Genomic DNA, 12,707 nt, shown 5'->3' on the forward strand with positions numbered 1-12,707 from the left:
TGAATAAAAAAGCTCAAAAATAACGTATTACTCTACCGGCAAAGGTCTTAACGGCATCTTTAAAGAGAAGCAGGTTTTCTCATCGGTAGATTCTACACTCATAGTTCCGTGGTGCGCCTTGGCAATTTCAGAAGAAATATAAAGTCCTAAGCCCAGGCCTGAAGAATTACGTTCTGACTTTTGTGTAAAAAATGGCTTAAAAATATCCATCATCGCCTCATCAGATATCCTATTTCCAGAGTTAGCTACACATAATGAAAAATCGCCTTCGTTGGTAGTAGCAGAAACATGAATTGGCTGATCTTCTGCGCCATGTTTTACCGCATTTCCCAACAAATTGGAAAAGAGTTGTGCGATCCTGTTAGCATCACAGGTTACCTTTTCCTCAATTTGAATATTGGCCTCTATCGCATTCGAATTATACATAGAACTCATTTCATCTACCACTTGGGTTAATGCATTTTCAAGTAAGGATTTATCATCGCTAAGGTCTAGATTTATCCCATCTCCCAAATGTCCCTTCGCATAATCAAGAAGGTTATCTATTAACTCCTGCATCCTATAGGAAGTAGATTTTATAACAGTGGCCTGCCTTTTAGCGATATCAGAAAGGGGTAATTTAAGTAATATGTCTGCACACATCCTGGTAGTGCCCACAGGATTTCTAAGATCGTGTCCCAAAATAGCAATGAAGGTTTCGCGTAATTCGGCCACATGTCTTTCTTCCTTTAAACTGGCACTTACTTCTTCCAGTTCTTCTACGGTCTCCAAATGAAAAGCAATAAGTTGAGCATATAGAAAGAACATTTCTTTAACTTCAACGGTATCTATTTTAGCAGGTTCAGGATCTATCGCACATAAGGTTCCGAAAAAACGCCCATCTCTTCTGAAGATAGGAATTGATATATAACTTTGAAAACCGTATCTTAAGGGGGTATGATGGCCGCAAAAATTTACATCTTTAGCAACATGTGGAATAATTACCGGATTATGATGTTGCCGTATCTCGTTACATATGGTAGATTCCAACTCCAACTCATCTCCCGGCTTCAACCCAAATTCAATCTCATCCTGAGCCATACAGGTTACCCATTTTTCATCGGTTACCCTGGCAATTGCAGCAAATCTCATACCTGTTGTTCGGCAGATCACATTGAGTAGGGATGGTACCGCAGATATTTTGTTGATAGCCTCAACATCATTCAGAATGGTAGAATTTTGTTCCCGTAACATAGATATTCAAATAGAATTTTATTAAAAATACATTTTTTCTTAAAATTTCACAATATGGCTATGGATGAACCAAAAAACTAATGCAAACTTACAACTCGAAAGATTTGCCAGTTATCATTCTGAAACTTCCAAATAACAATAAATTTGCTTGCTTTCGAGGGAGTATTTGCCGGCTCCTGATTATTATGGAATTTATGCATCCCCATTTCTACAGCTCCAAAACCCTTAAGGGGATACACCTGGATGCTTCCCTTTACCAATTCTCTGGTAACTTTTCCGCAGATATTTCTTTTTGTAGCATCCAGAATATCCTGTTTTGAAGTAGAGAGTCCGCTCTGGTCATGATAGAATTCAATATCGTCAGCCAAAATAGACGCCTGTTTATCAATGTTGCAATTATTATAAGCATCAAAGAAGATACTATCCATTTTAACTATAGCATTATATAGCTCAGGATCTTCTGGAACATAGGTTTTCGCTATTGGCGTTTGAGTATAGCAGGAAGAAATGAAACCAATTGAAAGTGACAGCGATAAAAAGAAGAATTGCAAAATTTTCATATTAAAATTCATTTTAGCTATTGAAAGATAACAAGTTTAATATAATTAGCAATTACCATTTCATTTCCTTAAGCATTAAATATCTCTTCCTTCCAAAAGTAAGAAAATAGAGCAGGTATAGAAATACAGAAAATATGATGAATGTTAAAAGTGAGAGGGTTTTTATCTCGAAAAAATCAAGTATAAAAGGGAGTACGGCCAAAATAATAATCAACGGAGATAACAACTTTCCACTAAACCCGCTCAACTCAATAAACTTCATTTCATTTTCTTCAATAATGATCTCCCGGAGTCCACTGCTACACCAGTCTATCTTCCTATGATTTTATGATTTCCGGGTTCTATTTCAAATTCCCTAGTCTCACCATTCTCTATGCTGCCAATCTTACTTCCATCCAAATGAAGTTCGATCTTACACATTTTATTCATCCATTCGGATCTCTTCTTAATAACAAGTTTACTCATGTAGCATACATATTAGGTACCTGTTTCTAAATATTGAAGCTTAGAATTTATTCAGCAGTAAATAGCAACACCTTTTTATAGTCTCCTTTTTCTCCGGAAGCAAATAGCATTCTATTTTTTTCTAACTCCACTAACTGTAGAGTAAATGATCTACTTACCACCAAATCTTCTGTTATTTCTCCTCGTATCATGGTAAAAAAAACATTCCCTGTTTCTTCATAGAAACTATAGGTGGCTTCTGCAATTTCCGACTCACCATAATAACAATTTTCATCGCCCACTTTAACCTCTACAATTTCATTATCAACATTAAAAATATATTGGTCATCTACAAAACAATCATTATTCTCATCTAAGTACTCGTAATTATAATTTTCATAAAATGCTTCCAGTTTCCATGTCTTAGAAGTTTCGCCGTGTATTAAAAGAAGATCTTCGCTCGTGTAGGTATTAGAGAAAATAGAATCATCATCTTTAGAGCATCCAACAATTATAATAAGTAAAAAAGTAAAAAGTAGGGATAATTTTAATTTGATTGATGAATTCATATATCGATATTAAATTAATAAAGATCGAAAATACTGAAAAATTAACTAGTTCCACTTAACTAAAATCAATATTAAAAGCACATTGAGAATCTTAACCTATCTTTGGGCTATTCCTCTTGTAATGGTATCTATCGACAATTATCACCTCCTACCTCGTCCTGAAAATGAAAGAAGTAAAATGATTCTAAATAATTTGAAGAACTTAAAAAATCTATTACCTTCGCTCAACTATTTAGAATAAGACTAAATAAAAAATTTACTTTCAATTTATATTTATGGGTCAAAGCAAACCGAGAAAGAACCTAAGAAAATTAATTAGAAAAATCCATCTTTATCTGGGCTTAGCCACAGGCTTAGTGGTTTTAATTGTTTCTTTAACCGGATGTCTATGGGTATTTCAGGAAGAGATCACTTCTCTAACCTCTACGATTCCTGAGGTGAGTCCGCAAAATGCTAGTCCGTTAGATCCTTTAGAAGCAAAAGAGATCGCACAGGCAGAATATCCTGGCAAACACGTTCACGGTACTTTATATAAAGGAGGAGACAGCCCTATTGAAGTAATTTTTTATCAGGAAGAACCCTTATTCTATAGCTCGGTATTCATTGAGCCATGGACGGGTCAACTTCTACATACTCAAAACCATTTAAAAGGATTTTTCCCTTTTGTATTAGATGGACACATGCACCTGTGGCTGCCCGATGAAATTGGGAGCCAGATCGTGGCCTGGAGTACCTTTATCTTTTTCTTAATGCTGGTTTCGGGAATTATTTTGTGGTGGCCCAAGAATAAAAAAGTACGAAAGCAGCGTACTTGGTTCCAATGGAAAACCTCCACCAAATGGAAAAGAAAGAATTACGACTTGCACCAGATTATCGGTTTTTACGCAAGTTTTATTGCTGTAATCTTCATTTTCACCGGACTGATAATGACCTTTGATTCCTTTGCCAACTTCTTTTATAAAGGAATTGGTGGGGAAAAAGATGTTACTTTCATGGTGCCTGAAAATTTAACCGGACCAATGACAGCTGAAGCCGGTAACGAACCCATCAGGAAGTTACTGCCAATGCTTCAGGAAAAGTTTCCGAATGCTAAAGACTACGAGATCCATTATCCCTATGATGAAAATTATAGCATTTATGTAGAGGTGAGCAATAGTGATGGCATTTACTATGACTCTGATTACCGATTCTACGACCAAAATGATCTTAGCGAGATACCAAGCAAAAGTATTTATAGCGTTTATGAAGAAGCGGGAGTAGCCGAGACCATCCTACGTATGAATTACGATACACATGTGGGAGCCATTGCCGGCATTCCCGGAAAGATCCTGGCGTTCCTAATTAGTTTACTTTGCGCTTCTCTGCCTGTCACCGGTTTCTTATTATGGTATGGAAGAGAATTTAAAGCTAAGAAAACTCTTAACGCCAAGCAGAAAGAGGTAACTGTAACTGAACTGAAATAGAACGTTGCTCAATCTTAAGTAGTTAATCTCCGAGTATTCGTTATAAGGCTTTAAGTCCTAATAAATAACTTATGTAATTCAGAGATATCACAATGGTTTCAACTCTTAAAAAAACTTTTTAATTTCCTAGTGGGTATTATGAATAATTTTAAGGATCTTATCATTTGGTATTAGATCTAGGGTCAAATTAATTCGGTCGAAATCTCCATTATTAAGAACCTGATGTGGCTCTGATAGACGCAAATACCAACATTCCCCAACTTTCATTGGCACCAATGTGCCATTCAAGAAAAATTCAACACCTTCATTATTATCAATTGGAATGGTTAATCTTATCATAGATTTTTCCTCTTCTAAAGATAAAGTAGGATCGGTATGTTCTTTTACAACAGAGTTTGGTGCTAGGAACAGTAATCGAACCAAATTAACAGTGGTGTACTCGTCGAATTGATTCACTATTTTTTTTAAATATGGTGATTTCTCCAGGTTCGGCGCATCCATCCATTGCGTCCAGGAACCGTCTGCATAATCATTAGCCGGAGGAGGAAATGGTAAGCTTGAATCCACTAAATGAGCAGGAGCACGTAATGAGATAACTTTATAATATTCGTAATGTTCTTCTTTAAGAGCAAGTGCTTCTTCCCGCATTTTTTCTGCATCAAACTTGAAAGGTAGTTGGATTCTGTCTTTAAATCGTCTATCTGTTTCCATTTTATAATAGTCTTATTAATTTCAGTTTTATGACGTTGGAATCTGTATTCCTGTGATGTTAGGTGAAGCTATTTTAAATTTAAGCTGTGGTTCATCACCTATGGTATACTGTGTTTCTACCATTACTGATTCTTCTTGATTTTTAGAAATATCCAAAATGGTTATGGGAGTGGTCAAACCACTTTCATTTATACCAATTTTTTCTTCCTTATACACTTGTATCTTAGTAATAAAAACAACATCATTGAATGCCTTTATCCTTTCTTTCTCGAGTATTGTTTGAATTTTAGGAAATTTTAAAACCTCTGTTGTTTGTTCATCGATATGTTTTGATAAATCCAGAGTTTCTTTACTAACTTCAAAGACTTTATTCTCTATCTGGTAATGTTTAGTTTGGAGCTGTTCACTTGGAATTCCTGCCCTTCTCAGTCCAATAAATATTTCTATTTTCTCAGGTATAAATATCGTATTGGGCTTTACTTGACTCATCAAATTATAAAATATAGGAACTTGTTGCTCTTTGGCTAGGGCATTTTGCATAGTTTCACTTATAATAATATCTGGGGAGTCATGCTCAATTTGATATTTTGTAGCATCCTCGTTTAATAACTTAATATTATACCCTTCTAAGCCGAATTTTGAAATTACATTATTCAATATTTTAAAGCTTAATGGATTAATTTCCAATAATGTATATTTTATTTCCTGCTTTGTATACCTGAAAATGAAAGGTAAAATGAGAGTTGCAAAAGGACCTGTACCAGCATATAAAATATGGAGAGGCGTGTTTTCATTAATTTTTTCTGTAATGGCTTGGTTTATTCCTCTAATAAATTGTCGAGTTCTAATAATATCATCAATACACGCAGCTGCCCAAAAAGTGCCCAGTGCCTTGCCATTCTCAAGTTGAATATCAAGCCGTCCCTCTTCATTATTAATCTCTCGATCGCATATTTCCTTCAGAATATTTTTTAATTCTAAGGACATCGTATTAAGTTTTTCATAATCGATCTCATCACAAAAATATTGAGATGTAATACGATTTATTTCCTCTTTAATTTTCATCAGTATTATATATAATTAGAGCTTATTATCCAGATTTTGATTAATATCAACAGCCTTATGTAGTAAGGCTAAGGTTTACATTATCATTTAAAGTAATTGCTTCGGGTATCAATAGCTCCTGTATGAAACTAAATACATCTATTAAATCCCATAAGGGCATCATTAGTTCCTTAATACTGTCAAATGTCACATATTCCCCATTATTTATAGTATTGACGATATTTGGTAACATGGGGTGATTTTTTACCATTACACGATTTCCTCTAGTAAAGATCAGGGCTTTATAACAATCTTGTAAATCCATTAAAATTGGAAATATTTCTTTGCCTTTAATTGAAAAAGATTCTGAGGAAGGAAGTATGGTCCTATTTCTATTAGATTTTTCTCGAATACCACCATTACTTTTTAAACAAAGTATTTTTCTGGCTAAAGTAATTTCCATTTTCTTTTTGATAGACTGCATATCGATCCTTTCAAATAATACAGATTGAGGCGCATCTAATTTTAAAGGTTTTTCGTAAGAGCTATGAATTGACAGTTTTTCTTCTGCAGTTTCTTTTATAAGCTCATTTTCGAATCGATCTTGGGGAGGGTTTATGTAGTCGAGTACAATACTCAATGAAAATTTTGGAGTGTTGCCAATATGATAAACATAGTGCGGTATAAAACCATAGATACCCATAAAAAAAAGAAAGGACTGACCATTAAGCGGCATCCCGGCAGTCTCTAACAAAGGACGAACAATAGTTCCTACTTTTTCGGCAAAAGAATTACTATACTGCTCCAAACCTATAAGGATCATACCAAACTTTTTATCCCCAAATATTTGCTGAGACCAGGCTTCAAGAGACACTTCTTCCTGTGGAGGATTGGCAGCCATTTTTTCAATGAAATCATTTCGCAGCTCATTATCAATATAAGTTTTTAGACCAACCTGTAAATCCTCTTTAGTCAAAAAGACCTTTAAAACATCAATGGGTAATAATTTGATCTCGGAAATATCATTACCGGAAATTAATTTCTCTGCTTGCGCTGGTTTGCTAAATTTATTAGAAGTATCAAAGAAATTTTTCCACGGGTTTGAATTCATGTAGGCAATTTAATCGTTAGTTATTGCTATTAAATATAACTTTTCATTATTTAAATATACTTGAATTAAAATTCTAAATAAATTGATTGTGACGGAAGTAAATTTTCATTCAATCTTCAACAATATAAGTTAAATCATATGTGTATGGATAGTTTTATATAGTCCAATTTCTTAAAACTAATTATCCCACATCATACAGGCATAGCTTTCTACCCAACACATTTACTGAAAATTTGGTTCTCTAAAAGTAATATTTATTCGTCCATTTTTGTACTTGGGATTTTTAGGTAGGCTATGGGTATATTTTGTTTGACAATGATCTCCCATTACAAGTAAGCTACCGTGAGCCAGATCTAGATTGTAAACATCTTTATTCGTTTTATTATAAAAGCTAAATTCACGAACCTCTCCCAAACGAATTGAAGGTAAAATTGTATTACTTCCAAAAGTTTCTTGGTCACTATGATGTGGAGCAAAATAATTACCATAAGGATAGTAAAGACACATTGCTAACTCAAATTCTTTATTTAAATTAGTTTCAACTTTTTTCTTCAGCTTAAGCAAAGCTCCTTTATATACATAGCACTTTCCGTGAACTTCTTCCGGGTGAGTGTTCATTTTTATAAGTTTTTCTGTTGCAAATAAAATTTTAAAACTATCCGTTTCTATTAATTTATCACCAGCCTGAATAATTAATCGAGCCTTGTCCAATTTATAGGTGTTAATTAAGGTAGCATAAAGTTCGTTTGCCTCTTCCTCGCTCAAAAAATTATTGATATAATCAGCTTTACAATTTATTGGTAGTGTCATAAAAACTATCGCGTCGAATAATATCTAATTTTATATCCTCAATCTAACATTATAAATGTGAAACAAATTATCATTCAGAAATTTTATACCATGAAATTAATATTAATAATACCAATAAAATTTAATTTATCCCTTCTGTTATTAAGTTATTACTGCATAACCTATGCTTATTAAAGAATATGAGAACCGATCTAGTATTAATAACTTCTTTTTTCTTTACAAGTTAAATAATACTCCCACATTCAAACTGCTTCTTCCGTTTCTAATTGCATCCCCGGAGTTTTCTTCAAATATCTCTGTTAAGCCCGATTGCCCGTCATATTCAACATACAGTTTTATATTATCGTCTATGCGAAATTTATATCCCGCACCTAAAGCCAAACCAAAATCGGTGCTTTTAAAACCATCTTTTAGATCTATACCAAGCTCTGAATCTTCAGCACTCACTAAAAATCCTACGTATGGCCCAAAATTTAGATACCAATTTCTCTTAGAACCAAAATGCCAATTAGCCATAATTGGTAGCGTAACGTAGCTTAATTTAAAATCGGTTATGAAAGTATAAAACTCTTCATCATTAATAAAACCATCAGACCAGCCTTTACCATCATACATCAGTTTCGCTTTTATACCCCACCGGTCAGAAAAATAATATTCTCCCGAAGCTCCTGCATTAAAGGAAACTCTGGAAGAAGTGTTTTGCCCATCCATAGTAGAAACATTTGCAACGTTTACTCCCCCTCCGGCACCAAGCTCGACATCTCCGCGGTTCTGGGCATTGGCACTTAATATTCCAAAAACTGTAAGGGTTGCAATAAATAATAATGATTTCATAAATGTAATTTTAATTGATTTTAAGTTTTAATTATAGGTTAAAGTATGCCCTTGTTCATTCAAATAACAGGGCGGTAAAAATTTGTATACCATTAACTTTCAGGCTGATCTGTTTATTTAATATAGCTGCTACTCTATACACCCAGGTGTTTATCCTGATAGTAGCTACTATATTTTAATGATTTGATATTATTTTATTTCAACAGCTTCATATTCGGAAATTCCAGTCTCGTTCTCAATTAGATATAATTCTGGTTTCCCAACTGCGATGCCAATATTTATCCCGCATCTTATAAAGTATTCCTGGCCTTTCCCAACATTAAGTATTACCGATGATTTCGATTCGGTTTTGGCCCAGAATTCGTGTTCTCCAAAATCTGTGATCTTATACTCGAATTTTTCTCCATTTCTGGCTCTCCCAATAACGGTATCATCATCCATTCTAATTTTATACCCAATAAGTGAACCTGCAAAATTCTTAGGACGATAAAAATAAACCACCGCATAATCTGCATTAGATGGTAGTCTGGATTTGTTTTCAAGTTTATTGTTCTCTGAGAGTTTGGTCAATACTTCAGTATTCACATTTTTATATAATTTTGCTTTTATTCTATAACAAGTACTTCCAAAATTAGGCTTTTTAACTTCTGTTAAGTGTACGAGGTTCGCTCCAGATTTTCTTGCAGCAATTTTTGCTTCATCAATAACTTTAGTATACCCACAATCGGTAGAAAATCCGGAATCTCCAATTTTCAGATCACCCACAAATTGTGAACTTTCGGGAACTTTCTCGTTGGTGTCTAGCACCAAAATTTCCTCCTTAGATTCTAATGCTGAAAAACTTGTGTTTGCCAGATTGCTTCTAATTTTTGGGGAGCATCCTACTGCTATAATTGCTAAGAGCATTAAACTTAATTTCTTTATATCCATTTTCTTGATTTTTACTAACGGTCTTGTTTATTGAAAGTAGCGTGGAGTAGAGACACCTTCTTGTCGGCTTAGTTGTTTTTTACTTGGTCTCTAAAATTTCACTTTTCACCGGACTGCCCGCTATTTGCTCGTAACCGATGTTAGGCGCTGTATTTTTTTATGTAGTATTCTAATTCTTGAAAAGCTAATGAAAATTTGGATTTTCTTTCAGAAAATTTATATGGAATGACCCCAAAATCCATAAAATATTTATCTAATAATGATTTGAGGATAGAGGCATCCGTATATTCTCTATAATGATCTTTTAAGTCATAGAGTTTTGATTCTATTATGCAATTACATTCTTTCAAATTTTCTTCAAGTTCTTTTAATTCAAATTCTTTGGCATCTTTGTATTTATATGCTAATTCTACAAAGTTCTCATTTGATTTAATAATTTTATGATCTCGTTTAACTCCAATCGCGTAACGGTTGTAATTATCATCGAACAATTTCTCATACATAAGTTTATCTATATATAGTTTAGCGCCCTTATTATAATTACTAATATTTGCCTCACTTTGGTAATAAGACATAGCTATATCATTTGGATCTGAAATATGCATAAATGCATTTTTTAAGTCGAAATCTTTAAGTTTGTTAAATTTCTTTTTTGGAAGAAAATGTAATAATGTTTTATCGGAATTCTTATCTATGAAAAATTTGTTTCTCAATATATAACCTTCCTTTGACAGGATAAGATCTACACTTCCAATAGCCGGATGATAAAATGTTTTGCTTTCAAATTCACTTAAATCAGTTGGTAAACTTAATTCAATACAAAGTAATTTGGCAATAATATCATTATGTATTTCTATAAGTAACTGTTTTTTAAAAGGTATGTTGCCTCCGTCCAAGTTATTTCTACTTAAACTTAAGGGTAGATTTCCATCAAAATCAAAAACAGAAATATAAGGCAAAGAAACTTCGTCAAATCCAAATCTTTTAATTTCAGGAATTAATATTCCATTTACTATAAATTTCCCTGTTTTTTGACTTTGTTTTCTATAGAAACTGTCACCTTTACAGAATTTAGAGTCATATGTCCATATAATTTTATTATACTTAACGTCTTTAAATTCTCGCCAAATTTTAGACAAAGCATCACTAAATCCTGGCGTTTTGTTTTTAACTCCTAATTTAGAAAAACTATCAGTTTTATCAATAAAAGTAACCTTTGGATTATCTTGTTTATACCACTTATCAAAGCGATACGAACTTTCATTAAATTCATTTAAAATTTCCTTTTTTATTTTTATTGTGATTGACGTTCCTACAGAATCCTTATCTATTCTAGTAATTTCAATCTGTTCAGAATTTAAGTCAGTTTTGAAAGATAGACCCTTGCTAGAGTTAGAATCTCTACTTTCCAATTGAATTTCATTTCCAATTAAAAAAGAGGCTAAAACCCCAATTCCGAACTTTCCACTTCTTTGAATTTTAGAATGACCTTCTATGTTGGAAAAATTCTTTTTCCAAATAGCACTTTTTCTTAATGATGAACCAACCTCAAGAAAGAAATTTTTAATTATATCGAGGTTCATTCCTAACCCGTTATCATCAATTTTAAAAAAGTATTCTTCTTCATCTTGGTAAAACGAAATCTTGACCTCTCCTTTATACTTTGATCCTTCCAAAAATTCTCTTTCTCTACAAGAGTCTACAGCATTTTGAAGTAATTCTCTTACTCCATATGTTGGATCATTTCCATATAGTGGACCTATAAGCAATTTGGGTAATTCATTTGATACATTGAAAACAATTTTTTCAGGTATATAATTAACTTTTTTAGAATATTCTTTAGTATTATCAATATTTGCTTTTATCCTTCTAAATGCTAATTTTGGCTGCTTTTCTTGGCTATCCTTACCATAAATTTCTCCTAGAACCGCCCAACTTGTATCTAATTCCATTTGAATATCTGAGAAAAGTTCTTTTAATTTTATGAAAATGGAACTATTTCGTGGTTCACAATGTATTACCAGAGTTTCAGGATCTTTATTAAAAGGTTGAACATATTTTACATCTAAATGTTTAAAGAATTCATTTTGAGATACGGGAGAATTAAATGATTTTAATTTAACTATAATATTGGGAGTTCTCGAAACATCAATTTGAAAGTAATCTGATATTCTAAGCAAAACCATTAAATATATAATTTCAATATTAAATGGTTTACTCCAAGTATCTTGAAATTTATTTTCTAAATAATAAAATAAACTTCGAATATTGAGACCATGACTTCTAGCCAAAAGGCCAGATAAATTTCTAAGTTCGAAATCTAATTCTGATGCAAATGAAATATATCCATCCTGAACTGGAAAACCTTTTAGGCCTATTTCATGAGCGATTCGAGGATGATGCCTTCTAATAAATTCACCAATTAACTTCTTATCTTCACCGGTTAACTTATCTTTATTATCTATTTCAGGAACTCTGAAAATCCAATCTTTATTACCAAATATTTTTTTCTTTTCATTATCCCCAAATCTACGGGCTTCATCAAGGTAATCATTCCATAACTCTTTCCATGTTTTTAAGTCAATTTCTATAATTCTCAAATCATCATTTTCACCAGAAATTAATTTATAAAATCCCGCAGGAGTTAAATGCATACCAATATCGTGAAGTATTGTACCTAAAATATAAATGGCTATAGAACTGCTATCCTCTTTTAGAAATGAGTCAATTGTTTCAGCAGGTGTAATTCTTACTGTGGATTCTAAAACTGATTCAACATGTTGAATTCCATGATCAGTATATTCTTCAAAAAAGTATAAATTATTTTCTCGAAGTATTGTACCAAATTGAGATAAAGTATAATCAACGATTCCATTTAATTTTTGATTCTTTTCGAGAATTTTTTTAAATTCTGATGGTATAATCATTATTAAGTTTTTGGTTTTTGTATTATACTGAAATAGGTTGACCTTTTTTGATTCGATTTTCGACAGTTTAA

General features: G+C 32.7%; 12 protein-coding genes. 1 reads left to right on the top strand and 11 read right to left on the bottom strand.

The annotated features are described in order from the left end of the window. Positions 1–27 precede the first annotated feature (27 nt). From L1I30_RS09350 to L1I30_RS09365, 4 genes are all read right to left on the bottom strand, one after another. Positions 28–1,233, bottom strand: a complete 1,206-nt coding sequence (locus L1I30_RS09350; RefSeq protein WP_236134014.1) for a GAF domain-containing sensor histidine kinase — start codon at positions 1,231–1,233, stop codon at positions 28–30. A 77-nt stretch (positions 1,234–1,310) separates the two neighbouring features. Further along, entirely contained in the window at positions 1,311–1,793 is a 483-nt protein-coding gene (locus tag L1I30_RS09355) for a nuclear transport factor 2 family protein (RefSeq protein ID WP_236134015.1), read from the bottom strand. A 309-nt stretch (positions 1,794–2,102) separates the two neighbouring features. After that, entirely contained in the window at positions 2,103–2,258 is a 156-nt protein-coding gene (locus L1I30_RS09360; RefSeq protein WP_236134016.1) for a DUF2846 domain-containing protein, read from the bottom strand. Positions 2,259–2,305: 47 nt separating this feature from the next. Then, positions 2,306–2,806 (bottom strand): hypothetical protein, encoded by a 501-nt coding sequence (locus tag L1I30_RS09365; protein ID WP_236134017.1) that lies wholly within the window; start codon positions 2,804–2,806, stop codon positions 2,306–2,308. A 275-nt stretch (positions 2,807–3,081) separates the two neighbouring features. Between L1I30_RS09365 and L1I30_RS09370 the strand changes: the two genes are divergently transcribed. Next, positions 3,082–4,269 carry a PepSY-associated TM helix domain-containing protein gene (locus L1I30_RS09370; protein WP_236134018.1) on the top strand — a complete coding sequence of 396 codons (1,188 nt, stop codon included), beginning with the start codon at positions 3,082–3,084 and terminating at the stop codon, positions 4,267–4,269. 126 nt (positions 4,270–4,395) lie between these two features. Here L1I30_RS09370 and L1I30_RS09375 read toward each other — a convergent pair whose 3' ends face one another. From L1I30_RS09375 to L1I30_RS09405, 7 genes are all read right to left on the bottom strand, one after another. Then, a complete protein-coding gene (locus L1I30_RS09375; protein ID WP_236134019.1) occupies positions 4,396–4,980 on the bottom strand; it encodes an aspartyl/asparaginyl beta-hydroxylase domain-containing protein in 585 nt (194 codons plus the stop codon). A 27-nt stretch (positions 4,981–5,007) separates the two neighbouring features. Then, positions 5,008–6,045, bottom strand: a complete 1,038-nt coding sequence (locus tag L1I30_RS09380; RefSeq protein ID WP_236134020.1) for an SAM-dependent methyltransferase — start codon at positions 6,043–6,045, stop codon at positions 5,008–5,010. Between the two features lie 55 nt (positions 6,046–6,100). Then, positions 6,101–7,135, bottom strand: a complete 1,035-nt coding sequence (locus tag L1I30_RS09385; protein ID WP_236134021.1) for an RNA methylase — start codon at positions 7,133–7,135, stop codon at positions 6,101–6,103. Between the two features lie 222 nt (positions 7,136–7,357). After that, positions 7,358–7,945 carry an alpha-ketoglutarate-dependent dioxygenase AlkB gene (locus L1I30_RS09390; RefSeq protein ID WP_236134022.1) on the bottom strand — a complete coding sequence of 196 codons (588 nt, stop codon included), beginning with the start codon at positions 7,943–7,945 and terminating at the stop codon, positions 7,358–7,360. Positions 7,946–8,161: 216 nt separating this feature from the next. Beyond that, positions 8,162–8,779, bottom strand: coding sequence for a porin family protein (locus L1I30_RS09395; RefSeq protein ID WP_236134023.1), 618 nt, complete (start codon positions 8,777–8,779; stop codon positions 8,162–8,164). A 189-nt stretch (positions 8,780–8,968) separates the two neighbouring features. Then, a complete protein-coding gene (locus L1I30_RS09400) occupies positions 8,969–9,709 on the bottom strand; it encodes a DUF2846 domain-containing protein (RefSeq protein ID WP_236134024.1) in 741 nt (246 codons plus the stop codon). 140 nt (positions 9,710–9,849) lie between these two features. Then, positions 9,850–12,636: an HD domain-containing protein gene (locus tag L1I30_RS09405; RefSeq protein WP_236134025.1), complete on the bottom strand. Its 2,787-nt coding sequence runs from the start codon at positions 12,634–12,636 to the stop codon at positions 9,850–9,852. Positions 12,637–12,707 lie beyond the last annotated feature (71 nt).

The sequence above is a fragment of the Gillisia lutea genome (assembly GCF_021568705.1).
Lineage (GTDB): Bacteria > Bacteroidota > Bacteroidia > Flavobacteriales > Flavobacteriaceae > Gillisia > Gillisia lutea.

What these genes read in the sequence shown, in the direction of transcription:
- L1I30_RS09390 (WP_236134022.1), bottom strand. Translation starts at nt 7,945, where the DNA reads ATGACACTACCAATAAATTGTAAAGCTGATTATATCAATAATTTTTTG.
- L1I30_RS09395 (WP_236134023.1), bottom strand. Translation starts at nt 8,779, where the DNA reads ATGAAATCATTATTATTTATTGCAACCCTTACAGTTTTTGGAATATTA.
- L1I30_RS09360 (WP_236134016.1), bottom strand. Translation starts at nt 2,258, where the DNA reads ATGAGTAAACTTGTTATTAAGAAGAGATCCGAATGGATGAATAAAATG.
- L1I30_RS09380 (WP_236134020.1), bottom strand. Translation starts at nt 6,045, where the DNA reads ATGAAAATTAAAGAGGAAATAAATCGTATTACATCTCAATATTTTTGT.
- L1I30_RS09370 (WP_236134018.1), top strand. Translation starts at nt 3,082, where the DNA reads ATGGGTCAAAGCAAACCGAGAAAGAACCTAAGAAAATTAATTAGAAAA.
- L1I30_RS09385 (WP_236134021.1), bottom strand. Translation starts at nt 7,135, where the DNA reads ATGAATTCAAACCCGTGGAAAAATTTCTTTGATACTTCTAATAAATTT.
- L1I30_RS09365 (WP_236134017.1), bottom strand. Translation starts at nt 2,806, where the DNA reads ATGAATTCATCAATCAAATTAAAATTATCCCTACTTTTTACTTTTTTA.
- L1I30_RS09355 (WP_236134015.1), bottom strand. Translation starts at nt 1,793, where the DNA reads ATGAAAATTTTGCAATTCTTCTTTTTATCGCTGTCACTTTCAATTGGT.
- L1I30_RS09375 (WP_236134019.1), bottom strand. Translation starts at nt 4,980, where the DNA reads ATGGAAACAGATAGACGATTTAAAGACAGAATCCAACTACCTTTCAAG.
- L1I30_RS09350 (WP_236134014.1), bottom strand. Translation starts at nt 1,233, where the DNA reads ATGTTACGGGAACAAAATTCTACCATTCTGAATGATGTTGAGGCTATC.
- L1I30_RS09405 (WP_236134025.1), bottom strand. Translation starts at nt 12,636, where the DNA reads ATGATTATACCATCAGAATTTAAAAAAATTCTCGAAAAGAATCAAAAA.
- L1I30_RS09400 (WP_236134024.1), bottom strand. Translation starts at nt 9,709, where the DNA reads ATGGATATAAAGAAATTAAGTTTAATGCTCTTAGCAATTATAGCAGTA.